Genomic DNA, 25,250 nt, shown 5'->3' on the forward strand with positions numbered 1-25,250 from the left:
GTGGGCGCGATCACCGGAACGTTCAAGGGATTCGGTGTCACCTTCTCGCACATGTTCAGGAAGGTCGTCACGACCGACTACCCGTTCAAGCCGCCGGTGTCGGCGCCGCGCTACCACGGGCGGCACATCCTCAACCGGCACCCGGACGGCCTGGAGAAGTGCATCGGCTGCGAGCTGTGCGCCTGGGCCTGCCCGGCGGACGCGATCTACGTCGAGGGTGGCGACAACACCGACGAGCAGCGCTTCTCGCCGGGTGAGCGGTACGCCAGCATCTACCAGATCAACTACGCCCGCTGCATCTTCTGCGGGCTGTGCATCGAGGCCTGCCCGACCCGTTCGCTCACCATGAGCAACGAGTACGAGCTGGCCCGGGACAACCGGCAGGACCTCATCTTCACCAAGGAGCAGTTGCTCGCGCCGTTGCTGGAGGGCATGGAGCAGCCTCCGCACCCGATGCGGCTGGGTGACAGCGAGAAGGACTACTACGTCGGCGCGCTGGACAACCCGGGCACCTCCGCCGGTGCGGAGACGTCCCCGATGGGTCCCGGCCGCTACCAGGTCGAGGAGCACCCCGGCGTGACGTTCCCGGGCGCCGAGCAGGCCGCCCAGCGCGCGGCTGCCGGCAAGGGAGAGGAAGCATGACCACGTCTACGGTGCTCGCCGCGGCGGGTTCGGTCTCCACCGGCGAGGCGGTCACCTTCTGGATCCTCGCCCCGCTCGCGCTGCTCGGCGGGATCGGGATGGTGGCCGCGCGCAACGCCGTGCACTCGGCGCTGTGGCTGGTGCTGACCATGCTCTGTCTGGGCGTGTTCTACGTCCTCCAGGCCGGTCCGTTCATCGGCATGGTGCAGATCATCGTCTACACCGGCGCGATCATGATGCTGTTCCTCTTCGTGCTGATGCTGGTCGGTCGGGACTCCACGGACTCCCTGATCGAGACGCTGCGCGGCCAGCGCGTCGCCGCGATCGTGCTCGGCCTCGGCTTCGCCGGCCTGGTCGGCACCGGCCTGTACCAGGCGCTGGACCAGACCAACACTGTCGGCCTGGAGCAGGTCAACGCCGAGGGGAACGTGCAAGGCATCGCCCGGCTGCTGTTCACCAAGTACGTCTTCGCGTTCGAGCTGACCTCGGCGCTGCTGATCACCGCGGCGGTCGGTGCCATGGTGCTGGCTCACGTGGAGCGGCGTAAGCAGGACAAGGTCGACCAGGTGTCGACCATGAAGGCACGATTCGCCCCGGGCAACTACCCCGGGCCGAAGCCGGGCCCCGGTGTCTTCGCGACCTCGTCCTCGGTGGCCACCCCGGCCCGGCTGCCCGACGGCCGCCTGACCGACCGCAGCACCCCGGCGATCCTTCCGCAGCGCGAGCTGACCGCCGAGGAGACGGCTCTGAAGGGTACGGACCGGTGAGCGCGAGGAGTGCAGCGGAGCGGAGCCCCGCAGTCGCGAACGGAAGGCAAACCAAGTAATGGGAACGTTCTTCTCGGTCGAGCCGACCTACTACCTCGTCCTCGCCGCGGTGCTCTTCACCATCGGCGCCGCCGGGGTGCTGATCCGGCGCAACGCGATCGTGCTGTTCATGTGCGTGGAGCTGATGCTCAACGCCGCCAACCTGACGCTGGTCACCTTCAGCCGGATCAACGGTGACCTCAACGGCCAGATCATGGCGTTCTTCGTGATGGTGGTGGCGGCGGCCGAGGTCGTGGTCGGGCTCGCGATCATCATGTCCATCTTCCGGACGCGACGCTCGGCGAGTGTCGACGACGCCAACCTGCTCAAGTACTAGAGGGGTCCACCGGTGGAAGAGACTGTGGAATACGCCCAGGCCACGGGGCTGCTCGGGGGCGTCTGGCTGCTGGTGGCGATCCCGCTGCTCAGCGCGGCCATCCTGCTGCTGCTCGGCCGGCGGGCCGACCGCTGGGGGCACTGGTTGGGTGTTGCCGCCATCGGCGCCGCTTTCGTGCTCGGCCTGTCGTTCTTCTTCCAGCTGCGTGGCCTGGAGAACAAGTCGGTCGAGCTGAGCCTCTGGGACTTCATCGCGGTCGGTGACCTGCGCGTCGACTTCGGCCTGTTGTTCGACCCGCTGGCCGCGGTCTTCGTGCTGCTGATCACCGGGGTGGGTTTCCTGATCCACCTGTACGCGGTCGAGTACATGGCGCACGACGCGGGTCGTCGGCGGTTCTTCGCGTACTTCAACCTGTTCGTCGCGGCGATGCTGCTGCTGGTGCTCGGCAACAACTACGTGATGCTCTACTTCGGCTGGGAGGGCGTCGGTCTGGCGTCGTACCTGCTGATCTCCTTCTGGACCGAGCGGCCGAGCGCGGCCACCGCCGGCAAGAAGGCGTTCCTGATGAACCGCGTCGGCGACGCCGGCCTGGCCATCGGCATCTTCATCATGTTCGCCACCCTGGGCACCACCCAGTACGACGAGGTGTTCAACGGCGTCGGCGCGCTGACCGGCACCACCGTGCTGGTCCTCGGCCTGTTGCTGCTGCTCGGTGCGGCCGGCAAGTCCGGTCAGTTCCCGCTGCAGGCGTGGTTGCCGGACGCGATGGAGGGCCCGACCCCGGTGTCGGCGCTCATCCACGCGGCCACCATGGTCACCGCGGGCGTCTACCTGATCGCCCGGTCCAACCCGATCTTCTCGGCCAACTCGACGCTCCAGCTCGTGGTGGTCAGCGTCGGCGCGCTCACGCTGCTGATCGGCTGCATCATCGGCGCGGCCAAGGACGACATCAAGCGGGTGCTCGCCTGGTCGACGGTGAGCCAGATCGGCTACATGTTCCTCGGCGTCGGCCTGGGCGGCGGCGCGTACGCGCTGGCCATCGTGCACCTGCTGGCGCACGGCTTCTTCAAGGCCAACATGTTCCTGGGTGCCGGTTCGGTGATGCACGGCATGAAGGACCAGGTCGACATCCGCCGCTTCGGTGGCCTCTCAAAGCACATGAAGATCACCTGGCTGACCTTCATGATGGGCTGGCTGGCGATCATCGGCATGTTCCCGTTCTCCGGCTTCTTCTCCAAGGAGCCGATCATCGTGGCCGCCTTCGAGCGGGAGGACTGGACCGCCTGGCTCTTCGGCGGTGCGGCGCTGCTCGGTGCCGGACTGACCGCGTTCTACATGACCCGGCTGTTCGTGCTCACGTTCCACGGGCCGCAGCGGTGGACCGAGGACATCGAGCACCCGCACGAGTCGCCGAAGCTGATGACGATCCCGCTGATCCTGCTGGCGGTCGGCTCGGTAGGTGCCGGCTTCCTGCTCTCCACGTCCGTTCCGGACTGGCTGACGGCCACCGCCGGCCTGGGCGGCGAGCACGGGGAGCACGAGGCGGTCCTCTCGCACGCCGTCATCACCACCCTGTCGCTGCTGGTCACCGTGCTCGGTGCCGGGCTCGCCTGGTTCCTGTTCCGGGCCGGCACGGCCACCGCGCCACAGCCGGCCGGGGTGCTGGTCACCGCCGCCCGGCGCAACCTCTACACCGACGCGGTCAACGAGGCCGTCTTCGAGAAGCCGGGCATCTTCCTCACCCGGGCGCTGGTGTACCTCGACAACCGGGGCATCGACGGGCTGGTCAACGGGCTTGCCGCCGCGGTCGGCGGTGGCTCGGGTCGGCTCCGGCGGATGCAGACCGGCTTCGTCCGCTCGTACGCCACCTCGATCCTGGCCGGTGCGCTGCTGGTGATGGCGGCGTTCCTGGCGGTGCAGGCCGGGTGGTTGGCGTGATCGACCTGTTCCCGGCCGCCCCCGCCGGCGGACCACGCAGTGACGACGGAGGTAAGGCCGCATAATGTCCAACTTCCCGTTCCTCTCGGTGCTCACCGTGGCGCCGCTGGTGGGCGCCCTGGTGGTGGCCTTCCTGCCGCGCCACCGGCCGGAGCTGGCCAAGCAGGTGGCGTTCGCCTGGTCGCTGCTCGTGCTGGTGCTCTCGGTGGTGATGTGGGTCAGCTTCAACGCAGGCGGTGACCGGTTCCAGTTCCGCGAGTCATACTCGTGGATCCCGAACTGGGGCGTCAGCTTCACCTTCGCCGCCGACGGCATCGCGCTGGTGATGCTGATGCTGATCGCGGTGCTGGTGCCGTTGGTGATCCTGGCCTCCTGGCACGACGCGGAGTCGTCGAAGCGGTCGGTGCCCGTCTACTTCGCGCTGCTGCTGGTCCTCGAGTGCACGATGATCGGTGTCTTCGCGGCCGCCGACGTCTTCCTGTTCTACGTGTTCTTCGAGGTCATGCTGGTCCCGATGTACTTCCTGATCGGCAGCTACGGCGGCCACCAGCGGCAGTACGCGGCGGTGAAGTTCTTCCTCTACTCGCTGGTCGGCGGTCTGTTCATGCTGGCCGCGGTGATCGGCCTGTGGGTGGTCGGCGGCAAGACCTTCGACTGGCAGGCGCTGTCCCAGGTCGACATCAGCACCGGCACCGAGCGGTGGCTGTTCCTCGGCTTCTTCCTCGCGTTCGCCATCAAGGCGCCGTTCTTCCCGTTCCACACCTGGCTGCCCGACGCCGGTGGTGCGGCCCCGGCGGGAGCGGCGGCACTGCTGGTCGGCGTGCTGGACAAGGTCGGCACGTTCGGCATCCTGCGCTACTGCCTGCCGCTGTTCCCGGAGGCGTCGAAGTGGTTCGCGCCGTGGGCGCTGGCGCTGGGCGTGATCGGCATCGTCTACGCCGCGCTGCTGGCGGTCGGTCAGAACGACCTCAAGCGGCTGGTGTCGTACACCTCGATCGCGCACTTCGGCTTCATCGGGGTGGGCATCTTCGCCTTCACCACCCAGGCCGGCACCGGCGCGGTGCTCTACATGCTCAACCACGGGCTGGCCACCGGTCTGCTCTTCCTTGTGGTGGGCATGCTGATCAGCCGGCGTGGCTCGGCGTTGATCAGCGACTTCGGCGGTGCCGGCAAGCTGGTCCCGGTGCTCGCCGGTGTGCTCTTCTTCGCCGGTCTCGCCTCGCTCGCACTGCCCGGCACGGCGCCGTTCATCTCGGAGTTCCTGGTGCTGATCGGCACCTTCACGGTGAACAAGCCGGTGGCGATCATCGCCACGCTCGGCATCATCCTGGCCGCCGCGTACGTGCTGTGGATGGTGCAGCGCACCACCCAGGGCACGCTCAACCCGGCTCTCACCGAGGTCGACGGGATGCGCAAGGACCTCAACCTGCGCGAGAAGGTCGTGGTCGCCCCACTGATCGCGCTGATCGTGCTGCTCGGCTTCTTCCCCAAGCCGGTCACTGACGTGATCAACCCGGCCGTCCAGGCGACCATGGACGACATCGGCAGAACCGACCCGGCGCCGTCCGTGGGCGGCACCGTCCAGGAGGCGGCAAAGTGACCGAGCTGAAACTGCCGTCGATCGACTACGCGGCGATCTCTCCGATCCTGATCATGCTGGGCACGGCGTTGCTCGGCGTGCTGGTCGAGGCGCTGGTGCCTCGTCGTTGGCGGCACGTGGTGCAGTTGACGCTGGCGCTGCTCGCGGTGCTCGCGGCGCTGACCATGGTGGTCCTCAGCGCCGATGAGCGGATCATCACCGCCGGCCAGGCGCTGGCGATCGACGGGCCGACGCTGTTCCTCCAGGGCGCGATCCTGGTGCTGGCCGCGATGGCGCTGCTGCTGATCGGCGACCGCTCGGTCGAGCGGGGCGGGGCGTTCGTCGCCCAGGCCGCGGTGACCGCCGAGTCGGCCGACGACCGGCGGCAGGCCGAGGGGCGCAACGGCCTCACCGAGGTCTACCCGCTCACCACGTTCGCGATCGGCGGCATGCTGATCTTCGTGGCGGCGAACGACCTGCTGACCATGTTCATCGCGCTGGAGGTCTTCTCCCTTCCGCTCTACCTGCTCTGCGCGCTGGCCCGTCGCCGGCGTCTGCTGAGCCAGGAAGCGGCGATGAAGTACTTCCTGCTCGGCGCGTACGCCTCCGCGTTCTTCCTGTTCGGCGTGGCCCTGATCTACGGCTTCACCTCGGGCATCCCGGGCCGGACGGCCGGCGTCGACTTCGCCACCATCCACGCTGCGGTGAGCGAGTCCCCGGCCAGCAAGGTGCTGCTCTTCGCCGGCATGGCACTGCTCTCGATCGGTCTGCTCTTCAAGGCCGCGGCGGCGCCGTTCCACGTCTGGACCCCGGACGTCTACCAGGGCGCGCCGACCCCGGTCACCGGCTTCATGGCGGCCTGCACCAAGGTCGCCGCGTTCGGTGCCCTGCTGCGCGTCTTCCACGTCGCGTTCACCGACGCCTCCTGGGACTTCACCCCGGTCCTCGGCGCGGTGGCGGTGCTGACCATGCTGATCGGTGCAGTGCTCGCGGTCACCCAGACCGACATCAAGCGGCTGCTCGCGTACTCCTCGATCGCCAACGCCGGCTACCTGCTGGTCGGCGTGCTGGCACCGAGCCGCGACGGGCTCTCCGGCACGATGTTCTACCTGGTCGCGTACGGCTTCTCGGTGCTGGCCGCGTTCGCCGTGGTGACCCTGGTGCGGGACGCCGACGGGGAGGCCACCCACCTGTCCCGCTGGGCCGGGCTGGGTCGGCGGTCGCCGTTCTTCGCCGGGCTGTTCACCTTCATCCTGCTGGCCTTCGCCGGTATTCCGCTGACCAGTGGCTTCACCAGCAAGTTCGCCATCTTCGGGCCGGCCCTGGAGGGTGGTCAGGCCTGGCTGGTGATCGCCGGTGTGCTGACCAGCATGGTGCTGGCGTTCCCGTACCTGCGGGTCGTGGTGATGATGTGGCTCTCCGAGCCGGGCGAGTCCACCCCGACCGTCATGGTGCCCGGCGGGCTCACCTCCGCCGCCCTGATGATCGGCGTGCTGGCCACTCTGGTGCTGGGCATCGCCCCGGCGCCGCTGCTCGATCTGGCCACCGGAGCTGCCGAATTCGTGCGATGACCAAAGGATCGACCACCGGGGGCCGGCTCGTGTTCACGTGCCGGCCCCCGGTGCGTATCCCCGACCCGGAGCAGGTCGAACGGGTGTGGCATGGTTGATGGTGTGGTGAATCCGGCGGGCGAGCGTTCAGGTGCCTCCGGCTCCGGCGGTCGGCGGGGTCGGGCGAGCACGAGTCAGTTCGGCGCGCTCGGCCTCAATCTCGCCGATCCCCGCGTCGAGGCGTCCGTGCTGGGTCTGCTGGAGACGGTCGAGGTCGAGCTGCGGGCCAGTGTGTCCAGCGCCGACCCGTTCGTCACCGAGGCCGCCCGGCACCTCCTGGAGGCCGGGGGCAAGCGTTTCCGGCCGCTGCTGGTGGCGCTCGGTGCCCAGTTCGGTGATCCCACCGGCGCGCAGGTGGTTCCGGCCGCCGTGGTGATGGAGCTCACTCACCTGGCGACCCTTTACCACGACGACGTGATGGACGAGGCCGCCGTTCGCCGGGGCGCGCCCAGCGCGAACTCCCGCTGGACCAACTCGGTCGCGATCCTGGTCGGCGACTATCTCTTCGCCCGTGCGGCGGACATCGCCGCCGACCTGGGCCCCGAGGCGGTCCGGTTGCAGGCGCGCACCTTCGCCCGGCTGGTGCACGGCCAGATCGCGGAGACGGTCGGGCCGCGCGCCGGCGACGACCCGGTGACCCACTATCTCAACGTGATCGCCGACAAGACCGGCTCGCTGATCGCCACGTCGGCACGCTTCGGCGGCATGTTCGGTGGCGCACCGGCCGAGCACGTGGAGGCCCTCGCCGGATACGGCGAGACGATCGGCGTCGCCTTCCAACTCTCCGACGACCTGCTCGACATCGCCTCCGAGTCGGTGCAGTCGGGCAAGACGCCCGGCACGGACCTGCGCGAGGGCGTCCCGACCCTGCCGGTGCTCTACGCCCGCGCGGCGGACGACTCCGACGCGTCCTCGGTGCGACTGCGGGAGATCCTGGCGACCGGCCCGCTGACCGACGACGCGCTGCACGCCGAGGCGTTGGGTCTGCTGCGCGAGAGCCCCGCGCTCAAGCGTGCCCGGGAGACCGTGCGCAGTTACGCCGAGGACGCCCGTGCGCGCCTCGCCCCGCTGCCCGAGGGCCCGTCCCGGCACGCACTCGAATCGCTCTGCGACTACATCGCCGACCGCACCAGCTGATCGTCACCCCGGCTCGCCGCACCGGCGACGCGGGTCAACAGGCGGCCACCGCAGAGCATGAGGACGGCCGCGAGCAGCATGGACACCGCCGCGGCGGTCCACATGGCCGGATAGCCGAGGTGGGCGGCCAGTGGGCCCAGGGTCAACGGGCCGAGGCAGCCGCCCGCGTACACCCCGGTCTGGGTGATCGAGGTGGCGGCGGCCGGTGACTGCGGGTGGAGTCGGACCACCGCGAACGTCATCAGGCCGGGCCAGGCCCAACCCAGGCCGAAGCCGAGCACCACGCCGGCCACCAGCGGCACCGGGCCGGTCAACGCGAGCAGGCCCAGCCCGGCCGCACCGACGACCAGCATCGCGGCGATGACGGCGACGTGACCGGTGACGCGGCGGTCGGCCAGCCAGCCGGCACCCACCCGCGCGGTCATGCAGATCGCACTGCCCAGCGTCAGGGTGAGTCCGGCGAGGCCCGGCGACATGCCCCGGGCCGCCGCGGAGTCCACCAGGAAGGTGCCCAGCGCGTTCGCTGCGGCCGCGGCCAACGTCGCCGCCGCACCGACCACCACCAACGCCGCAGTGGCCCGGCCAGCGCGCGTCGCGCCGGCCTGCCGCGCCCGCAGGGGCACCTGCCGGGGCACGGCGGCCAGCGTCATCGTCGCGACCACGGCCGCCGCCACGAACGCCCAGCGCCAGCCGACGGTCAGCGCGATGGTAGGCACCGCCGCACCGGCCAGCAGTGTGGAGACCGGGATGGCGGCCTGCTTGACGCCGAACGACAGACCCTGCCGTCGGGCCGGCACGTGCTGGGCCAGCGCGGCGTTGCTTGCCAACTGGCCGAGCGCGTTCGCGGCGGCGCTGAGCGCCAGCAACCCGACCAGCACCGGGTACGAGCGGGCGAAGGCCGCCACGGCCAGCATCGACCCGGCGGCCAGCACGATCCCGCAGCGGGCCACCGGGGCCGCTCCGTACCGCTCGACGAGGCGGCCGGAGGGCACCGAGGCCAGCGCACTGACCCCGAAGTAGACGGACACGGCCAGGCCGAGGCCGGCCGGGGAGAAGTCGAGGTCCCTGCCCATCTGCACGGCGAGACCACCGAGCAGAAAGACGGGGAGTACGCAGGCCACGGTGGTGGCCACTGCGCCGGCGCTCGCCCTGATCGGGTGGGAGGGGGCGACGGTCGGGTCGGAGGTGATGGCGTTGTTGGTCATCGTCCGGCAAACCTACGTGAGACTCGCTCAGGCCACTCCTGGTGACGGTCGGGGCACAACGAGTGGATGGTGATCTGGCATCCTCGACCCGAACAGGCATTTCGCACCGGGCCTGTTTTTCATATGGTGTAAGTCCCCGGCGGCGGAGGTGGTTGTGCGCGACCCCTTGGCAGAACCTTCGGACCTGATCCGCAGCGTGTCCCGAGCGCTGCGGGTGCTGGAGTCGGTCGGTCGCGCCCCGAAAGGCCTGACCGTCAAGCAGATCGCTCGACGGTGCGAGCTGACCGTGGCCACGACCTACCACCTGGTCCGCACCCTGGCCTACGAGGGCTACGTGATCCGTCGCGAGGACGGCACGTACATCGTGGGGTTGGAGGTGGCCGACCGGTACCGGGAGCTGGTGACCGCGTTCCGGGGCCCGCCAGCGGTCGGTGAGACGCTGCGGCGGGCCGCACTGGACACCGGCTACAGCCACTACCTGGGTCGCTTCGTCGGCGGTCAGGTGGCCCTCACGGCGGTCGCCGAGGGGCACCGGTCGCCCTACCTGGAGGACCTGGTCCCCGGCTTCGACGAGGGGGCGCACGCGACGGCCCTGGGCAAGTCGCTGCTCGCCACCCTCACTGTCGACCAGCGCAACCGCTACCTGCGCGAATACGGCATGCGCCCGTTCACCACGGCCACGCTGACCACCACCGAGACGTTCGAGGCCGACCTGGCCGCCGGCGACCGGCGCGGCATGCAGTTGGAGATGGGCCAGTTCCGTCAGGGGGTGGCCTGCGCGGCGGTGCTCGTCGCGCCGGACAAGGACATGGAACGCCGCGTCGTGCTGGCCTGCGCGTTGCCGGCCAGCGAGATGATGACCTCCGCCCGGGTGGTACGGGCCAAACTGCTCACCGTGGCCCGCAGCGTCGCCGACGGCATCGCCTCCGACAACTGACGCACCCACGCATGAGAGGCCCTCTCCCGGGCTGGGAGAGGGCCTCTCGCGGCGGGGTGCCATGGCGGGTGCCGGTCAACAGGGGGAGCAGCCGGGGACGGTCGCTCATGGGAGAAGCCTCCATGAACACCTTCGCGGGCGGCAACCGGCACGCAACCGGTCTGACCTCGGGCTGAACCGATCGGCGTGACGGCACGTATTCCCGAGCGAACGCACCGCCGGACGCGCGCCGGAAGCGAGGAGACCGCCATCAGCGACCACGACGCCCAACTGCTGCGCGCGCTGCACGACGAGCACGCGGAGGCGCTGTACGCCCACGCCCTGCGGCTGGTCAACGGGGACCGGCAGCGCGCCGAGGATCTGGTGCAGGAGACGCTGCTGCGGGCCTGGCGACATCCGGAATCCCTCGACCCACAGCGCGGTTCGGTGCGGTCCTGGTTGTTCACCACCGCCCGCAACCTGGCCATCGACGCCTGGCGGCGGCGGTCCACCCGGGTCGGCGAGGTGTTCACCGACGATCTGCCCGAACCGCCGGACGTGATCGACGAGGCCGAGCGGGCGGTTGAGGCGTGGACCGTCGCCGAGGCGCTGAACCGGCTCAGCCCGACCCACCGCGAGGTGCTGGTCGAGTGCTTCTACCAGGGGCGGTCGGTGGCCGAGGCGGCATCCCGGCTGGGCGTACCGCCGGGGACCGTGAAGTCCCGCACCCACTACGCGCTGCGGTCTCTACGGTTGGTGCTGGCCGAGATGGGGGTGACGGGATGACGCAGTGTGAGTTCGCGTACGACGATGGCGCGTATGTGCTGGGCGCCTTGGCCCCCGCTGAGCGGGCGGCCTACGAGCGGCACCTCTCCGGCTGCGCCTCCTGCCGGGAGGCGGTCGCCGAGATCGCCGTCCTGCCCGGGTTGCTGGGGCGTCTCGACCCGGCGGGGTTGGAGCAGATCCTGCCGCCGCCGGCCCCGCCCCGGGTGCCCGCGCTGATCGAGGAGGCCCGGCGTCGCCGCAGGAGGGACCGCTCCGCGGACCGCCGACGGTACGCGCTGACCACACTGGCCGCTGCCGGGCTGGCCCTGATGGTCGGTGTGGGCACTGCCGTGGTGCTGCCCCGACCCACCGGCCCGTCCGGACCTCCCGTGGCGCAGACCAGCGCCCCGGCCACGCAGGTGTCGATGGTCGCCATGCGACCGGTGGCCACCGCCGGGCCGGTGCACGCCGACATCGGGCTGTCCGGCACCAAGTGGGGCACGGCGGTGACCATGCGGTGCGGGTACGACGCGCGGACGAGCTATGGGAAGGCGTACCCGTTCCGGCTGGTGGCGCACGGCCCGAACGGCGCCAGTGAGCAGATCGGCTCCTGGCTGGCGGCCCCCGGCGACGCCCTCCAGTTCAGCGGCGCCACCAGGTTCACCGACGCCGAGCTGGTCAGCGTGGAGCTGCAACGAGCCGACGGCACACCACTGCTCACCTACGCGGTGCCCTGACCGCCCGTCTGGGCATGGCGGTCAGGGGGTGGGGACGGGTTCCAGGATCCGGGCCTGGGCCCGGGTGCGGCGGGAGTTGCGGACCGCGTCGGCGGTGAAGACGATCAGGGCGAGCCAGACCAGCGCGAAGCCGGCGAGGCGGGCCGGTGGCATCGGCTCGTGGAAGATCAGCACGCCGCAGCCGAGCTGGAGGATCGGTGCCAGGTACTGGATCATGCCGAGGCTGCTCAGCGGCAGCCGGTTGGCCGCGCCGGCGAACATCAGCAGCGGGATCGCCGTGGCCGCACCGGCCAGCACCAGCAGCGCGGTGTGCCCGGCCGAGACGTGCCCGAACGTCGAGTCGGCTCTCGCCATCAGCCAGCCGAGATAACCCAGCGCCGGCAGCGCCAGCACCGCCGACTCGACGAAGAGCCCCTCCGCGGGCGGCAGCCCCAGCCGCTTCTTGACCAGGCCGTAGCCGGCGAAGCTGAACGCCAGGGTCAACGCCAGCCACGGCAACCGGCCGTAGTCCACGGCGAGCACCGCGACCGCCGACGCGCCGATCCCCAGCGCCACCCACTGCGCCGGGCGTAGCCGCTCCCGCAGCACCGTCACGCCGAGCAGCACCACGACCAGCGGGTTGATGAAGTAGCCGAGCGCCGTCTCCACCACCCGGTCGGAATTGACACCGTAGATGTAGGTGCCCCAGTTGACAGCGATCAGCGCGGCGGCGGCGACCATCCCGGCCATCGCCCAGGGGCGACGCAGCAGCGCCCGCAGGAAGCCGACGTTGCGCAGAGCGGCCAGGAGTAGGGCCACGAACACCACCGACCAGACGATCCGGTGGGCCAGGATCTCCAGTGGGCCGGCCGGCCGCAGCAGCTTGAGGTAGAGCGGGAAGAAACCCCAGAGCAGGTACGCGCCGAGGCCGTAGAGGTATCCCAGGCGGAGAGGCGTCACGCCTCCACCGTAAGGGGCGTACCGTCGCTCTGTTCCTTTCCGGTGACCGGGGTCACCGGGATCCGCCGGTCGAGGTTCATCCACCGCTCCGGCACGTCGAGCGGCGTGAAGCCCACCTGCGCGTACACCTGGTGTGCGTCGTTCGTGGCCAGCAGGATCCGGCGTACGCCCAGCTCGTCCAGGTGGTCGCGGGCCGCGCTGGCCAACCACCCGCCCAAACCGCGACCACGGGCGGCGCGGTCGACGTACACGTCGCAGAGCCAGGCGAAGGTGGCCCGGTCGGTGACCACCCGGGCCACCGCGACCTGGCGGCCGTCCTCAGGCCGGTAGACGCCGAACGGCAGGGAGCCGGCGAACGCCCGGTCGACGGTGGCCCGGTCACGTCCGAGTGCCCAGTACGCGTCGGTGGACAACCAGTGGTGCACCAGGCCCAGGTCGAGCAGAGCCGGGTCGGTGCTGAGCAGATAGCCGTCGTTGCGGGTCAGCGTGAACACGATGCGAGGCTAACCGCCCAGGTGGGGACCCGTGCCGGCCAATTCCCGAACTCTGGTCACCGGCCTGCCCGGGCCCGGCCGGAGCCCGGGACGGGCCGGTGCGGTCGGCGGTCAGTCCCGGTCGAGGACGGCGCCCAGGATCCAGGTCACGATGCTCACGAAGAGAGCACCGAGCACGGCGGCCGGCCAGAAACCGTCCACGGTGAACGGCAGCCCGGCCTGGTCGGCGATCCAGCTGGTGAGCAGGAACAGCAGCCCGTTCACCACCAGCGCGATGAGACCGAGGGTCAGCAGGTAGAAGCCGCAGCCGACCGTCTTGATGAGCGGCTGGAGAACCGCGTTGACCACGCCGAAGATCACCGCCACCAGGAGCAGCGTGGTCACCGTCTCGCCAGCGGAGTTCGACTCCAGAGAGATGCCCGGAATGAGGAGTGTGGCCAGCCAGAAAGCCAGCGCTGTGCTGGCCAGCCGAATCAGCAGACCTTTCAGAAAACCCATGGCGGGGATCGTGCCACGGACCACGCACCCACGTAACCCGCCAGTTGACCACCACGGTGGATCAGCCGCGAGCCGGACGCCCGATCAGTTGCGACTCGATCGGCGTGGGGGAGAGCAGTGCCCAGCGCAGCGCCCGCCGGTTGACCACGGCCACCATGTCGTCCCGGATCCGGGTCAACCACTCGGCCGACCCACCCAGCCCCAGCGCGGTGCCGGCCAGTGCGGCCTCGGTGACGCTCAGCGGTTGCAGCAGTGCCAGGTCGGCCCGGCTCAACGCGTCCACGTCCGCCGGGGTCAGCTCGTCGCGTACCACCAGAGTGGCGCGCCACGGCGGGCCCGGCTCGGCGTCGGCCGGCACCGGCCCGGCGTCGGCCGGCACCGGCCCGGCGTCGACGACCAGCAGCAACGGGCGCAGCGCGCTGCCCACCCCGTCGGCCACCGGTCGACCGGGTGGGATCAACGGGATCGTCCCGCCCGGTGCGCCCACTCCCCGGACGAACGGCTCCCAGACGCGCGGTCGGGAGGTCTGCACGACCACCAGGGCGCCGAGCGCCAGGGCGCGCAGGGCCACCAACTGGGCGGCGCGCACCCCGCCGACCAGCAGCACCCGGGTGCTCTCCGGCCGGAACAGTCGGACGGTGACCGCCCCGCCGTGCCGGTTCGTGCCGACCATCATCCCGGCATCGCCCAGGGTGAGATCCCAGTCGTCCAGTGCGGGGCGGGGCTGCGCTTCCCGGGTGGTCAGCGCCAACGGGAGCGTGGCGGCAAGCCCGCCCAGGTGTGCGCCGTCGAGCCGCCGCAGCTCCCCGCCCAGGTCGTTCACCAGGCGCTCCAGGGCCTCGGTGGCGGCGGTCAGCTCGGTCGCCGTCTGAGCGGCCAGGCGCACGGTCAGCTCGGTCGGCACCCCGGCGGCGGAGGTGATCGGCGCCGGCCCTGCGGAGATCGACACCGTCGTCGCGGTTGCCGGGAGCGCGAGCAGCCGGGGCACCAGCCGCCGTGCACCCGTTCCGTCCGGCCACCGGATCAGCCGGAAGGTGGCCTGGACCAGGGTGCCGGACCGGAGCGCCGGCCAGGACTCCCGGACCCGGTCGCCGTCGTGATGGGCCAGCTCGCCCAGGACACGCAGCGCCGCCGGCACGCCGAGCGGCCGTGCGGTCAGCGACCCGACTCGGCGGACGATCCGGCGTACGGTGCCGGCGAGCACCCGGCGAAGGTCCTCCTCGGACCAACCGTCGACGCGCAGCACCCGCACCGCCAGCACCGCCCGTTCCCGCCCGGCGAGCCGCCCGTCGGTGAGCTGCCGGTACGACGTCCCGACGGTGCCACCTGCGGCCGGCACCGGTGCCGGTGCTCCACTGAACAACAGTTGCACCCGGAGCGGGGGCGCGTCCGGCCCGGTCTGGGGCAGCAACGCGGACGGCGCCGGGATGGCCCGCGACGCGTCGCCGAGCAGATCGCCGGGGTCCCCGAGTTCCAGGAGCACCACCATGCCCTCGGTGTCCTCCAGCACTGCCGCAGGCCCGCCGGTCAGCTCGGTCGAGTGGACGACGGTGCCCGGAGCGACGAGGTCGAGCAGGTCGGCCGCTCCGGCCGGCGCGGTCAGCTCCCGACGACGGGTCAGATGCCCGGCGGCGATGCCCAGCCACTCGAAGAGCCACCGGCCCCGGACCCGGAGCACGGCGACGGCCACCAGCAGCACGGCGACCAGTGCGGCGGCCGCGGTGACCGGTGCGGGTCGACCCAGGGCGGTGAGGACGAGCGCTGCCGCGACCTGCGCGGCGACCAGTTGACCGGCCCGCACCCCTGTGCCGGTGCCCGGAGTGGGCGACGCCCAGCGGCCGAACGGCGAGCGGCGACGCGGTGCGCGCTGATCGGCCGGGCCCGGGCTGCGGTCGGCGGGTTGGCCCGGCCCGATCGCCCGGGGAACGGCGCCCGGCCCCGGCCCGACCGGTGTCGCCGGGTGCGGCCCTCCGGTGGTGATCGCCGGCACCGCGCCTCCTCGACCAGTCGGGACCGGGTCGGGCGGTCGGCCGTCCTCGGACGGCCCGTCACGCGCCGCGACGTGGCTGCAGCACATCGTAAGTGACCGATGGCTGCCGTGGTTGTCCACAGGGGAGAGGCGGGGGGTAGCAGAACTGCTACGGGATCGCTACCGTCAGCCACGAAGTTCGTCGCTGACCCGTGTCTCAGTGCTCGACGACCGGGCCAAGCGAACGACGCGCCCCCAGGGCGGGCGCGTTCGAGGGCCACGCGCGATCAGAGAGACGAGGTGACATCGGGGTGTCCCAGACGCAGGCAGAAGCCGCGGTGATGCAGCAGACCGCCGCGAAGTTCGAGCAGGTGGACCAGTCGTTGCAGTCCATGCTGACCGGCCTGCTGGCCGAGCTGGAGGTGTTGCAGCAGGCCTGGCGTGGCGCAGGCGGCCGATCGTTCGAGCAGGTCAAGCAGCAGTGGTCACAGGACCAGGCGGCATTGCACCGGGCGCTGCGGGAGACCGCCGGCGCGATCCGCACCGCCGGCCGGCAGTACGACGCCTCCGACGACGAGGTGGCCAGCCGGGTAGCCGGCACCAACCGCGGCGGCATCCAGCTGCCGCTCTGATCCCGCCCGGGAAGGAAATCCGATGGACCATGGTGTGCTGGTCGTCAACTTCGCCGCGCTTCAGCAGGCCGGCGCCGACATCCACAAGGCCCTGAACAGGCTCGACTCGCAACTCGGTCAGCTTGAGCGGGATGCCGCTCCGCTGGTGGCGAGCTGGACGGGCGAGGCCCGCGAGGCCTACGAGCAGCGGCAGGCGCGGTGGCGCTCCGCCTCTCAGGACCTCCAGGCGATGCTGCGTGACATCAAGCTGGCGGTGGGCGACTCCGCCAACGACTATCTGGACACCGAGAAGAAGAACACCGGGCTGTTCCAGTGAGCGCGGTGGGCCGGGAGCGCTGACCATGTCCAGGTCGGTGCCCCGGCCACCGCCGCGCTGCGGCCAGGACGGCGGGCTGACCGGGTCAGGCCTGGCCGGCCGGGCGCCAGCGTCGGCGGGCACCACGGGGCAGCACCAGGGCGAGCAGCACCACGGTGGCCGCCGTCGTGCCGACCACCGCACCGACCAGCAGGGCCCGGTCCCGTGCCGTCGCCCGTCGGGCCCGGTGGGCGAGCACCGCCGGGTCGGGCCGGTCGTCGGCGAGCGCGGTGACCGGTCGAGGGTCGCCCGCACGGCTGCCGCTGGTCTCGGTGACCGCCCGGTACGGGTTGAGCACGCCGGCGCCGTACCCGCCGCCGTGGCCCGCGCCGGGAGCTGGATCGGCGGTGGCGATGATCCGCTCCGCCACCTGGGCCGCGGTCAGCTCCGGTCGATACTGGCGCAGCAACGCGGCGGTGGCGGCCACGAAGGGTGCCGCGTAGCTGGTGCCCTCGACCTGATGGTGGCCCGCGCCGGGGGCGGCGGTCAGCACCTCGCTGCCCGGCGCGACCAGGTCGACGTACGCGCCGGTCTGCGAGAACGTCGCCCGTCCACCGTCCGCCCCGATCGCCCCCACGCCGAGCACCCCGTCGTAGCCGGCGGGGAACGGTTGGGGGTCACCGCTGTCGTGCAGGTTGCCGGCTGCGGCCACCAGCACCACGTCCCGGTCGACCGCGTACCGCACGGCCGAGCGGACCTCCGGGTCGTCCGCATACAGCACCACAGACAGGTTCACCACGTCGGCGTCGTGGTCGACGGCCCAGCGGATGGCCTGCGCGAACTCGCCAGCACTGGCCGTTCGCCCCGATTCCCGCCCCTGCACCACCTGCTGCTCACTCACCCGCACCGGCAGGATCCGGGCATCCGGTGCGAGACCCTGGAAGGCGACCCCTGCGCGGGGTGTCGCCGCGATGATGCTCGCCACGCCGGTGCCGTGCCCGGCGCAGTCCCGACTGCCGTCCCCGCCGGGGTCGAGCAGGTCGGTGCCGGCCAGCACGCGGTCGGCCAGTTGGGGGTGCGCCCGGTCCACCCCGGAGTCGACCACCGCGACGGTCACCCCGGTGCCGGTGGCCAGGGGCGCGAGCCGGGCGGGGTCGTACCGTTGCTGTGGCCAGGGCGCGGCCGTGACCGGCCGGGCCGGGGCGAGCGAGGTCGCACAGGCCGGTGCCGCACGGAGCCTGGCGGTGGCGGCGACGGTCGGGAGGGCCGGTACGGTCAACAGGCTGGCGGCCAGACCTGCGAGGACCGGGCGCGCGATCGATCGGGACATCGACGGCCTCCGTATCGTGTCGGCTCCGGTACGGGATGTTATCGCCTCATCCGCGCCCCGGCAGGCCGCCGACGGCCAGCCATTGTGATCTTGATACCACCTTGTAGGTTGTACGCGATACCTGTGGCCTGTTCTCGGAAGGGGAGGTGGCCGTGACCGCATGGGAGCCGGCCACGGAGGCCGAGGTGGCGATGCGCGACGCGCTGCGCGCCAATGACCAGGAGCTTTACTTCCGACTCCTGTCCCGCACCGATCTGCTGTTGCCGGTCGCCGCCCCGACGCAACCCGGCCAGCCAGCCGCCGACTGGGGCACCTGGACCACCGGCGGCCGGACCCACGTCCTGGCCTTCACCTCCGCGGCCGCACTGCGGGCCTGCCTCGGCGATCACCCCGGCAGCAACCGACGTGTCCCCTTCACCGACCTCGCGGTCGGCTGGCCAAACCACGAGTGGTGGCTCGCCGTCAACCCCGGTCTGCCGGTCGAGGGCTACCTGCCGGCCTGGTTCGTGGCTCAACTCTCCCGGGGCGACGTGCGCCTGCCCGGCCGCGCCATGGGTGCCCGCGCCCGCCTGGAGCGGGTCGAAACCCTCGCCCGCACCCGGACCGGCCCGCCGGGCCGGGACACCGCGCCAGCCGCTGGTCGGCCCTCCGGGGCGGGTACGTCGTCGCCCGGGTCCGAGCCGGCCCCGGCGGCCCCGGCTGCCCCGGCTGCCCCAGGTCGGCCTGCCCCGGTTCCGCCTGCGCCGAGTCCGCTCGCCCCGAGCCCGCTCGCCGCCGTGCCGCCCGCTGCGGTCCCGTCTGCTCCGGTCTCCCCTCGGAGGCCCTCGCAGGGTGTGTCGCCTCGGGTCGCTGCCCCGGCGTCCGGGACGCCCGGCACCGCTGATCCGTCCCGCCGACCCGGCGAGGAGGACCTGCCGGCCGCCGGTCAGCGCCACCCGACCGAGCCGCCGCGACCCGGCCTGCCGGGCACCGGCGCCCTTCCCCGCTCCGCTCGGCCGTCCCGGTTCGCACCGTTGACGCCCGTCGAACGTCCCACCACCGACCAGTCGAGGTTCGGCGCGGGCTGGCCGGCGGCGGACCGGCCGGGCGACGACGGCCTGACCGGGGGCAACGGCAACGGCGGTCCGCAGGCCGCTCGACGTTCCTTCTTCGAACCGACTCCCGTCCGGGACCGGGCAGCCGACCCGAACGCGAGTGGGGGCCGCCCCGGGGACCGGGCGGCACCACCGACGCGCTTCGGGCTCGGCAGCCAGCCGTTCCCACGCCGCCGTCCGGCCGACGGGCCCGCCGACGAGACCGCGACCCGCGCCTTCCCGATGGCGGATCCGGACGCCACCCGGCCACTTCGGCAGCCGGCGGGCGACCTCGGCACGTCCCGAGGGGTACGCGCACCGGCACCCGGTGAGGAAGTCACCCAGCCGCTGCCTCCCCGCCGGCCCGACCCGGCGGCGGAGGAGGTCACCCGCGCCTTCCGGACGACCGGTGAGTCCCCGCCGATCCGGTCATCGGCGCGGCCGAGCCCGCCGGCGGATGAGACCCAGGCGATCCCACGCGACCTGCCGAACCGGTTCGCCCCGGTGGAGGAGGTGTCGGCCGCGGAACCGGTCTCCGGTCCGCCCGCACCACGCCGCGGCTTCACGCCCATCGTCATCGAGGGCACCATCATCGAGTCCCGCGACCTCACCGACCCGGTCGAGACCAGCGGCCCGGCCGGCCCTCCCCGAGGGCCCCGCCCCGCCGAGACCGCCCCGCCACCCTTCGGCACGACGCACGCCGGGCCGGGTCTGTTCGAGCCGTCGTCGGCCGGTCCCCGCCCGTCCGGTCCGGCGTCGTTCGTCCCCGCGCAGCCCGCCACGAGCCCGTCCACCCCGCGTCCCGCAGGTCCGGCGGCGGAGGCCGGCGACGTGAGCGGTGTCCGCGCCGGCGATCCGGCCGGTGCCGAGCGCGCCGACACCGACAGCCCGTCGGTTGGCGTGACCAGCGCGGATCCGACCAGCGAGAGCGCCACCACCGGCGACGGGCAGCGCCCGCCGGCCGACGAACCGGCGGTGGTCGAGTTCGACCCGGCCAACACGGTCGAGGAGGACCTGCTCGGCGCCGCCGGCTCCGGAAGCACCGACACGTTCCTGTCCACCCTGCTGCTGGCCCGGGTCCTGCTGCCGGCGGCACCCGAATCGCTGCGGGGAAGCCGCCCCGGCGATGCGGGCTTCGTCTGGCGTACGGCACAACTCGACGGCGAGACGTACGTGGTGGTCTACACGTCGCCGGAGCGCCTCGCCGACCACTTCGAGGGTGACGTCGACACGGTCCGGGTGAAGTTCGCCCAACTGATCCGGCGCTGGCCGGACGAAGACTGGTCGTTCGCCGTCAACCCGGGCACCCCGGTCGGCGCCAAGCTGCCCGGGGAGCAGATCATCGCGTTGGCCAACTGGGCTGCCGAGGTCGGGCTCGGTGACGACCTGGAGGTGGACCAGGAGGAAGCGCCGGCCGTGGCGGAGCCCACCGCCCGCCCCCGGTACGCTCCGGCGGCCGTCGACCCGACCCGACCGACGGTCATGCAGAAGGCGATCGCGCCCAGCCAGCTCGCCTACTACCTGGATCGTGGCTACGACCGCGTCTCCGGCTTCGTGCACCGTGCCGGTGAGCTGGCGCACCTGACCACGCCGGCTCAGGTGCACGACGCGCTCGGCCTCAGCTACCCCGGATCCCCGTTCTCCCGGGACGCCGAGGAGATCTACGTGCTGCGCTGGCCGGCGCACCGGCCGAGCCTCTACCGGATTCCGTACGGCGGTCAGAACGAGGCGGCGATGCGGGCCATGGAGGGCTGGGTCATCGAGCGCCCGCCGTTCCGGGGCAACGGCTTCGCCCCGGGTGAGAGCAGCGACGTGGTGGCCGAGTTCAAGGTGGACAGCGCGCGCCTCCCGCACGGCGCGCAGCTGTGGCGGGTCGCTGCGGACGGCACCGAGCGGGTTATCGCGGAGCTCGACACCGACGCGGTGGTCTGGCGACGGGTCGGGGAGGCGTGATGCGCGACGGTTACGTGGCCCGTTGGCAGGGTCGGGAATACCAGGCCAGCCCGGACGGCGACAACATCCGCCTCTATCAGCCCGAGCCGGGCGAGGGCTTCGAGGAGGTCCGCGCGGGCCGGTACGTCCGGGTGCTGCCGGCGAGCGAGATCGAGGATCTGGCGTACGTGCGCACCACCTGCACGTGGCAGGGGCAGCCGTTCATCGTGCTCGGCGAGCACGACGCCTGGCTGCGGGTCGAATACACCGGTGGCCGCTGGCCGGTGGCGGAGGCAATGCGGCTGGAGGTCTTCGACTTCGGCGTCTACCAGGGCTGGGCGCCGGCCGCCGAGGTCACCGACCTGCGGGAGCAGCGGGTCTGAACGGTCAGGTCTTGGCCCAGCGCAGGATTTCGCCGAGCACCAGCTCCGGTGCCTCCAGGTGCGGGAAGTGCCCCACCCCGTCGAGCAGCCGCCACTCGTACGGGGCGACGACGTAGCGGCCGGAGCCCAGGGCGGTGCGCGGCAGGGAGGCGACGTCCAGCGCGCCGTGCAGTTGCAGGGTCGGAGTGGACAGCGGCTTCTGCATGAGGCGGACGAACCGGTAGCCGTGCAGCCGTAGCAGCGAGCGGAACGCCCAGCGGTACCCCTCCAGGGCACAGAACGCGGCCTGCGGGATGCACATCGCCTCCCGACACCGCTCGGCGTACGCCTCGAACTCCGACCCGGCCACCCAGCGCGGCCCGCCCCAGCGGTGCAGGATCTCACCGATGGCCGCCGCGCCGTCCCGGGTCAGCACGTGCTCGTAGCGGGGTAGCTGGAACTTCAGCGCCAGGGTGGAGGCGGCGAACTGCCCGCGCGGGTCGGCGAAGGTGGCGGTGCGCAGCCGCAGCGGGTGCGGTGCCCCCAGCACCACGAGCCGACGGACCAGGGACGGGTGGAACGAGGCCACAGTCCAGGCCACCATGCCGCCGAGGCCGCTGCCGACGATCGTCGTCGACCGTTCACCGAGCGCCCGGATCAATCCGGCGATGTCGGCGGCGAGGGTGTAGCCGTCGTACCCCCGGGGTGGTTTGTCGCTGGCGCCGTAACCGCGCAGGTCGACGGCGACCGCCCGGAAGCCGGCGTCGGCGATCGCCGGGAGCATCTGGTGCCACGCCCACCAGTGCTCCGGAAAGCCGTGCAGGAAGAGCACCATCGGGCCGGTGCCGGCCTCGACCACATGGAACCGGCTGCCGTTGGCGCCGACGAAGCGGTGCGTCCACGGCCCCTCGGTGAGGACACAGGACTCGTCGACGGCTCCGCCGCGCTGGTCGGTCATGGCAGACAGCCTAGGACCCGGTTGCCGCTGACAGCGCCGGTGGTCGCGTTGAACAGGGAGAAGCCCGGGTTGTCCCCTACCGACACGAGGGTCCGGGTCGACGGTCCGTGGACCGTCGACCCGGACGCCGCCGATTCGATCTAGCGCAGGTAGGTGTTGAAGACCCGGTTGGCCACCGCGTCACCGGTGCTCAGGCCCGCGTCTGCGTCCCACTGGTAGTGCACGCCCAGGTAGATACGGCTGCGGGCGTTCTCGGTCGCTGCGGCGCTGAAACTGGTGAACGAACGGGTGACGCCCACCGCGTTCGGGTCCTCGGTGGTCGCGACGAATCCGATCGCATCGGTGCCGTAGTACCGCTTCATGACACCCGCCCAAGCGCCGGCGAAGCTGGCGTGGCCCGAGATGTACGCCGGGAACGGCGGTGAGAACCGGGTGCCGTTGCGGTCGACTGAGAGCGGGCGCCAAGCGGCGTTGGGAACGGTGGCCGCGTTGCCGTCGCTCTGCGGCTCGGCGATCGCCGTCTCCGGTCGCCACAGGTCGATGCTGGTGTTGTATTTGGCGTCCCAGGAGGCGATGGCGACGTCGGCCATGGCCATCGCGACGAGGGCGAAGAGTCGCGGGGTGTCCGTGGTCCGCTGGCTGGCGACGATCTGGGTGTGCTCGAAGAGTTGCCCCGGCGGCTTGTAGGTGCCACTCACGTCGTTGGCCCAGAAAAAGGCCTGCTGCGTCTGGTCGGCGTTCCGGTCGGTCAGTGGCGCGGTGGCCGAGCCCAGCCTCTTCACCTCGTTGACCTGGGCGGCGTAGGCGCTGCTGGTCAGCATCGCGGACACCGTGCCGAAGCCCCCGGGCAGCGGTGGGCGGAACTGGGAGCCGGACGTCAGGGCGAAGGGTTTCACCAAACCCCAGTTGGGGCCGACGGCCGCGCCGGAACCGGTTGGCCGCCACTGCCCGGCGGTGTTGCTGGCGGTGTACCCGGCGTTGTTGGTCGAGCCGTCGTTCGCACGGGCGTTGATGATGTTGCGTGCGGCCGTCTCGCCGATGCTGCTGCTCCACCCCTCGGGTCCCGGCTCGCCGGTCGGCGGGTCGGCCTGCCGGGCGTCGTTGAACCTGGCGGTGAAGTAGCTGGCCTGGGCGGGGAACAGCGTCCGGAGTACGTCGTACGCGGCGACGTCGAGGTTGGTGTCGCGGTCGTAACTGAAGTTGGGGATCGGGGACACCTTCGCGATGTAGGGCGCCCCGGTTCCGCCCATGGAGATCGAGGTGTCGTACATGGCCAGGTGCATCATCGCGCCGGCGCGGGACAACGTGGTGGGTGGGCCGTTGCTGGTGCGGAAGGCGTCCAGTAGGACGTCGTTCCAGTAGACGACATGGTCGAAGTTGGGAGGAATGGCGCTGGCGGACGTGGGTGTGATGACGCCGCCCCCGACGACGACCGCGGCGAAAACCGCGACCAGCCGTCCCAGCTTCACTCTTGTGTTCAACGTGGTCCCTTCCCGGACGTGAGCCGTAGGGTCTCTATCGGCTTGTGTCGATGATCTGGGACGGCTTGATCACGGAGAAGGGCGAAGCGGTCGCGTTCCGCAAGTTGCAAGGTCAGATCCAGCCGCGGCGGGCGGCGGCGATCCCGACGGTGAGCCTGTTGGACGCGCCAAGTCGCTCGGCCAGCAACTCGAAGTGCCGCCGGACCCATCGCGGGCTACGCCCCAGGCTGCGGGCGATGGCCTCGTCCTTGGCGCCGTGCGCGGCGAGTCGGAGGATCTGCAGCTGCACCTCCGACGGCGCGTCCCTGCCTGCGGCCGTCGGGGTGGACAGGGGCTGTGACTGCCGCCAGAGGCTGTCGAAGTAGTGGCCTGCCAAATCGACCAGCGCCGGCGCGCGCAGCACCCAGCCGACCGACCGGTGGGTGCCGATCGGTGCGACCACGGCCATTTTGGCGGAGACCACCATCGAGATGGGGACCTCCCCGACTATCCGGACCTGACCTTCCGGCCGGGCGGCTCGGTCGGCGCGGTTGAGGCCACCGGGACGTTCGAGGAGTCGTCGGTCGAGGATCGTGCGGTGCCGTGGCTCCAGGTCGGGCTCCCCGGCGGCGGAGTCCGGCGGCATGCCGAGCAGGATTCGGCAGTCCTCCGGCGCATCGGTGGCCAGTCGACCGGAGAGCCGGGTGAACGCCGCCCAGTCCCGTACGACATCGTCCGGGCCGAGCGCGACCGAACTTCGGTGCTCCTCCAGTTGTTCCAACTGGGCGTACTGGGCGATCAGACGATGCTGGGCGCGGACCAGCTCCCGCTGTCGGGCGGCGAGCAGCAGTCGCAACTCCACCGCCGACACCATGGCGGCGTCGAGTGGCGTGGAATTCACCCTCCAGAGCGGGTCTGCGCCGCTGCCGTCTGTGTCCGACCAGATTCCACCTGACAAGCCTGACCACCCCCGTGGACGATGCCGAGGTGGTGTCGGCTGCGACGTCGTCAGCGCAGGTGCCGGTCCACCATCGACATCGATGATCGTGCTTGGATGGCGACTCTGCGTCAAGTGCCGGACGACGTGAGTGGTCGTGGCGACGGTGTTCCATTCGTCACCCCGGTCAGGGTCTACCCGACGGGTCAACGCATGACGATGCTCACGGGGACACCCGCACCGCAGTCCACTCCGGCTGGCCTGGGGACGATCCGCAGGGTGACGAAACTGCCCTCGGTCAGGTTGCCGTAACCCGGGCCGTGCAGGGCGTACGCGCGGCCGTCCTCGGCGACGAGGCCGTAGCAGGGGCCGGAACCGCCCCGGGTGATGTGGCCCGCGATCAGGCCGCTGTCTCGTAGGTCGGTCGGCGGTGTCGGCTTTGGTGGCTTTGGCGGAATGCCGATGGGCGGCCGGAGTGTGCGCGACAGCGGCGGTGTGAAGGCCGGTGAGGGCGTCGCTGCGGGCTGGGCGGGCCTGAATGCGCGCGAGGTGGGTGCGTCCGGCGTCGGGGTGTCGGAGGCCGAGGGAGCAGCCAGGGGACCGGAGCCCTCCGGGTCGGCGCACGCGGTCAGGAGCAGCAGGAGGAGCGCGGCGAGGAGGGTGACGCGTGAGGGGAGGTGCACGGTGATGGGACGTTCC

24 protein-coding genes are annotated in these 25,250 nt (G+C 71.6%); 14 read left to right on the top strand and 10 right to left on the bottom strand.

Annotation, left to right across the window (positions count from 1 at the left end):
- From nuoI to GA0070619_RS30080, 7 genes are all read left to right on the top strand, one after another.
- The gene (gene nuoI, locus GA0070619_RS30050) at positions 1-642 is read left to right on the top strand and encodes an NADH-quinone oxidoreductase subunit NuoI (protein WP_088951133.1); all 642 of its coding nucleotides are present in this window, start codon (positions 1-3) and stop codon (positions 640-642) included.
- On the top strand, positions 639-1,409 hold the full coding sequence (locus GA0070619_RS30055) for an NADH-quinone oxidoreductase subunit J (RefSeq protein ID WP_088951134.1): 771 nt from the start codon (positions 639-641) through the stop codon (positions 1,407-1,409). Before nuoI ends, GA0070619_RS30055 begins: the two co-directional genes overlap by 4 nt.
- Before the next feature lie 58 nt (positions 1,410-1,467).
- The gene (nuoK, locus tag GA0070619_RS30060) at positions 1,468-1,785 is read left to right on the top strand and encodes an NADH-quinone oxidoreductase subunit NuoK (protein ID WP_088951135.1); all 318 of its coding nucleotides are present in this window, start codon (positions 1,468-1,470) and stop codon (positions 1,783-1,785) included.
- 12 nt (positions 1,786-1,797) lie between these two features.
- Positions 1,798-3,723, top strand: coding sequence for an NADH-quinone oxidoreductase subunit L (gene nuoL, locus GA0070619_RS30065; RefSeq protein WP_088951136.1), 1,926 nt, complete (start codon positions 1,798-1,800; stop codon positions 3,721-3,723).
- Between the two features lie 64 nt (positions 3,724-3,787).
- Positions 3,788-5,323, top strand: coding sequence for an NADH-quinone oxidoreductase subunit M (locus GA0070619_RS30070; protein WP_088951137.1), 1,536 nt, complete (start codon positions 3,788-3,790; stop codon positions 5,321-5,323).
- Positions 5,320-6,873 (top strand): NADH-quinone oxidoreductase subunit NuoN, encoded by a 1,554-nt coding sequence (gene nuoN / locus GA0070619_RS30075; RefSeq protein WP_088951138.1) that lies wholly within the window; start codon positions 5,320-5,322, stop codon positions 6,871-6,873. Before GA0070619_RS30070 ends, nuoN begins: the two co-directional genes overlap by 4 nt.
- Before the next feature lie 90 nt (positions 6,874-6,963).
- A complete protein-coding gene (locus tag GA0070619_RS30080; protein WP_088951139.1) occupies positions 6,964-8,049 on the top strand; it encodes a polyprenyl synthetase family protein in 1,086 nt (361 codons plus the stop codon).
- Here GA0070619_RS30080 and GA0070619_RS30085 read toward each other — a convergent pair.
- Entirely contained in the window at positions 8,025-9,254 is a 1,230-nt protein-coding gene (locus GA0070619_RS30085; RefSeq protein WP_088951140.1) for an MFS transporter, read from the bottom strand. The two genes, GA0070619_RS30080 and GA0070619_RS30085, sit on opposite strands and share 25 nt — an antisense overlap.
- Positions 9,255-9,408: 154 nt before the next feature.
- On the opposite strand from GA0070619_RS30085, the gene GA0070619_RS30090 reads away from it, so the two are divergent.
- The 3 genes from GA0070619_RS30090 (at position 9,409) to GA0070619_RS30100 (ending at position 11,672) form a co-directional block, all read left to right on the top strand.
- Entirely contained in the window at positions 9,409-10,191 is a 783-nt protein-coding gene (locus GA0070619_RS30090) for an IclR family transcriptional regulator (RefSeq protein WP_088951141.1), read from the top strand.
- A gap of 249 nt (positions 10,192-10,440) precedes the next feature.
- Positions 10,441-10,956: a sigma-70 family RNA polymerase sigma factor gene (locus GA0070619_RS30095; protein WP_088952145.1), complete on the top strand. Its 516-nt coding sequence runs from the start codon at positions 10,441-10,443 to the stop codon at positions 10,954-10,956.
- The gene (locus GA0070619_RS30100; RefSeq protein ID WP_088951142.1) at positions 10,953-11,672 is read left to right on the top strand and encodes an anti-sigma factor family protein; all 720 of its coding nucleotides are present in this window, start codon (positions 10,953-10,955) and stop codon (positions 11,670-11,672) included. Before GA0070619_RS30095 ends, GA0070619_RS30100 begins: the two co-directional genes overlap by 4 nt.
- A 21-nt stretch (positions 11,673-11,693) precedes the next feature.
- Here the strand turns inward: GA0070619_RS30100 and rarD are convergent, their stop codons facing one another.
- The 4 genes from rarD to eccE all read right to left on the bottom strand — a co-directional run bounded on the left by rarD (position 11,694) and on the right by eccE (position 15,593).
- Positions 11,694-12,611, bottom strand: coding sequence for an EamA family transporter RarD (gene rarD / locus GA0070619_RS30105; protein ID WP_088951143.1), 918 nt, complete (start codon positions 12,609-12,611; stop codon positions 11,694-11,696).
- Positions 12,608-13,105: a GNAT family N-acetyltransferase gene (locus tag GA0070619_RS30110; protein WP_088951144.1), complete on the bottom strand. Its 498-nt coding sequence runs from the start codon at positions 13,103-13,105 to the stop codon at positions 12,608-12,610. The genes rarD and GA0070619_RS30110 overlap by 4 nt, the downstream gene beginning before the upstream one ends.
- Positions 13,106-13,216: 111 nt before the next feature.
- Entirely contained in the window at positions 13,217-13,603 is a 387-nt protein-coding gene (locus tag GA0070619_RS30115; RefSeq protein WP_088951145.1) for a phage holin family protein, read from the bottom strand.
- A gap of 61 nt (positions 13,604-13,664) precedes the next feature.
- The gene (gene eccE, locus GA0070619_RS30120; RefSeq protein ID WP_231927189.1) at positions 13,665-15,593 is read right to left on the bottom strand and encodes a type VII secretion protein EccE; all 1,929 of its coding nucleotides are present in this window, start codon (positions 15,591-15,593) and stop codon (positions 13,665-13,667) included.
- Between the two features lie 290 nt (positions 15,594-15,883).
- Here eccE and GA0070619_RS30125 point away from each other — a divergent pair, with 290 nt between their 5' ends.
- Both GA0070619_RS30125 and GA0070619_RS30130 read left to right on the top strand, forming a co-directional pair.
- On the top strand, positions 15,884-16,204 hold the full coding sequence (locus GA0070619_RS30125) for a WXG100 family type VII secretion target (protein WP_088951147.1): 321 nt from the start codon (positions 15,884-15,886) through the stop codon (positions 16,202-16,204).
- Positions 16,205-16,226: 22 nt separating this feature from the next.
- Positions 16,227-16,520 carry a WXG100 family type VII secretion target gene (locus tag GA0070619_RS30130; RefSeq protein ID WP_088951148.1) on the top strand — a complete coding sequence of 98 codons (294 nt, stop codon included), beginning with the start codon at positions 16,227-16,229 and terminating at the stop codon, positions 16,518-16,520.
- Positions 16,521-16,605: 85 nt separating this feature from the next.
- Here the strand turns inward: GA0070619_RS30130 and mycP are convergent, their stop codons facing one another.
- Complete coding sequence (gene mycP / locus GA0070619_RS30135; RefSeq protein WP_088951149.1) at positions 16,606-17,829, bottom strand: type VII secretion-associated serine protease mycosin; 1,224 nt, start codon at positions 17,827-17,829, stop codon at positions 16,606-16,608.
- Between the two features lie 152 nt (positions 17,830-17,981).
- On the opposite strand from mycP, the gene GA0070619_RS30140 reads away from it, so the two are divergent.
- Positions 17,982-20,855, top strand: a complete 2,874-nt coding sequence (locus tag GA0070619_RS30140) for an SseB family protein (protein ID WP_157744107.1) — start codon at positions 17,982-17,984, stop codon at positions 20,853-20,855.
- The gene (locus tag GA0070619_RS30145) at positions 20,852-21,217 is read left to right on the top strand and encodes a hypothetical protein (protein WP_088951150.1); all 366 of its coding nucleotides are present in this window, start codon (positions 20,852-20,854) and stop codon (positions 21,215-21,217) included. The genes GA0070619_RS30140 and GA0070619_RS30145 overlap by 4 nt, the downstream gene beginning before the upstream one ends.
- A 4-nt stretch (positions 21,218-21,221) precedes the next feature.
- On the opposite strand, the gene GA0070619_RS30150 is transcribed toward GA0070619_RS30145, so the two are convergent.
- The 4 genes from GA0070619_RS30150 to GA0070619_RS30165 all read right to left on the bottom strand — a co-directional run bounded on the left by GA0070619_RS30150 (position 21,222) and on the right by GA0070619_RS30165 (position 25,234).
- Positions 21,222-22,154, bottom strand: a complete 933-nt coding sequence (locus tag GA0070619_RS30150; protein WP_088951151.1) for an alpha/beta fold hydrolase — start codon at positions 22,152-22,154, stop codon at positions 21,222-21,224.
- A 140-nt stretch (positions 22,155-22,294) separates the two neighbouring features.
- Positions 22,295-23,635 (bottom strand): vanadium-dependent haloperoxidase, encoded by a 1,341-nt coding sequence (locus tag GA0070619_RS30155; RefSeq protein WP_157744108.1) that lies wholly within the window; start codon positions 23,633-23,635, stop codon positions 22,295-22,297.
- Between the two features lie 112 nt (positions 23,636-23,747).
- Positions 23,748-24,515, bottom strand: a complete 768-nt coding sequence (locus GA0070619_RS30160; RefSeq protein WP_157744109.1) for a helix-turn-helix domain-containing protein — start codon at positions 24,513-24,515, stop codon at positions 23,748-23,750.
- 242 nt (positions 24,516-24,757) lie between these two features.
- On the bottom strand, positions 24,758-25,234 hold the full coding sequence (locus tag GA0070619_RS30165) for a hypothetical protein (RefSeq protein WP_157744110.1): 477 nt from the start codon (positions 25,232-25,234) through the stop codon (positions 24,758-24,760).
- Positions 25,235-25,250: the final 16 nt, after the last annotated feature.

This window comes from Micromonospora zamorensis (genome assembly GCF_900090275.1).
GTDB lineage: Bacteria > Actinomycetota > Actinomycetes > Mycobacteriales > Micromonosporaceae > Micromonospora > Micromonospora zamorensis.

Coding starts and splice junctions, on each gene's coding strand:
- GA0070619_RS30055 (WP_088951134.1), top strand. CDS start 639: ATGACCACGTCTACGGTGCTCGCCGCGGCGGGTTCGGTCTCCACCGGC.
- nuoK (WP_088951135.1), top strand. CDS start 1,468: ATGGGAACGTTCTTCTCGGTCGAGCCGACCTACTACCTCGTCCTCGCC.
- GA0070619_RS30070 (WP_088951137.1), top strand. CDS start 3,788: ATGTCCAACTTCCCGTTCCTCTCGGTGCTCACCGTGGCGCCGCTGGTG.
- GA0070619_RS30080 (WP_088951139.1), top strand. CDS start 6,964: ATGGTTGATGGTGTGGTGAATCCGGCGGGCGAGCGTTCAGGTGCCTCC.
- GA0070619_RS30085 (WP_088951140.1), bottom strand. CDS start 9,254: ATGACCAACAACGCCATCACCTCCGACCCGACCGTCGCCCCCTCCCAC.
- GA0070619_RS30100 (WP_088951142.1), top strand. CDS start 10,953: ATGACGCAGTGTGAGTTCGCGTACGACGATGGCGCGTATGTGCTGGGC.
- GA0070619_RS30115 (WP_088951145.1), bottom strand. CDS start 13,603: ATGGGTTTTCTGAAAGGTCTGCTGATTCGGCTGGCCAGCACAGCGCTG.
- GA0070619_RS30130 (WP_088951148.1), top strand. CDS start 16,227: ATGGACCATGGTGTGCTGGTCGTCAACTTCGCCGCGCTTCAGCAGGCC.
- mycP (WP_088951149.1), bottom strand. CDS start 17,829: ATGTCCCGATCGATCGCGCGCCCGGTCCTCGCAGGTCTGGCCGCCAGC.
- GA0070619_RS30150 (WP_088951151.1), bottom strand. CDS start 22,154: ATGACCGACCAGCGCGGCGGAGCCGTCGACGAGTCCTGTGTCCTCACC.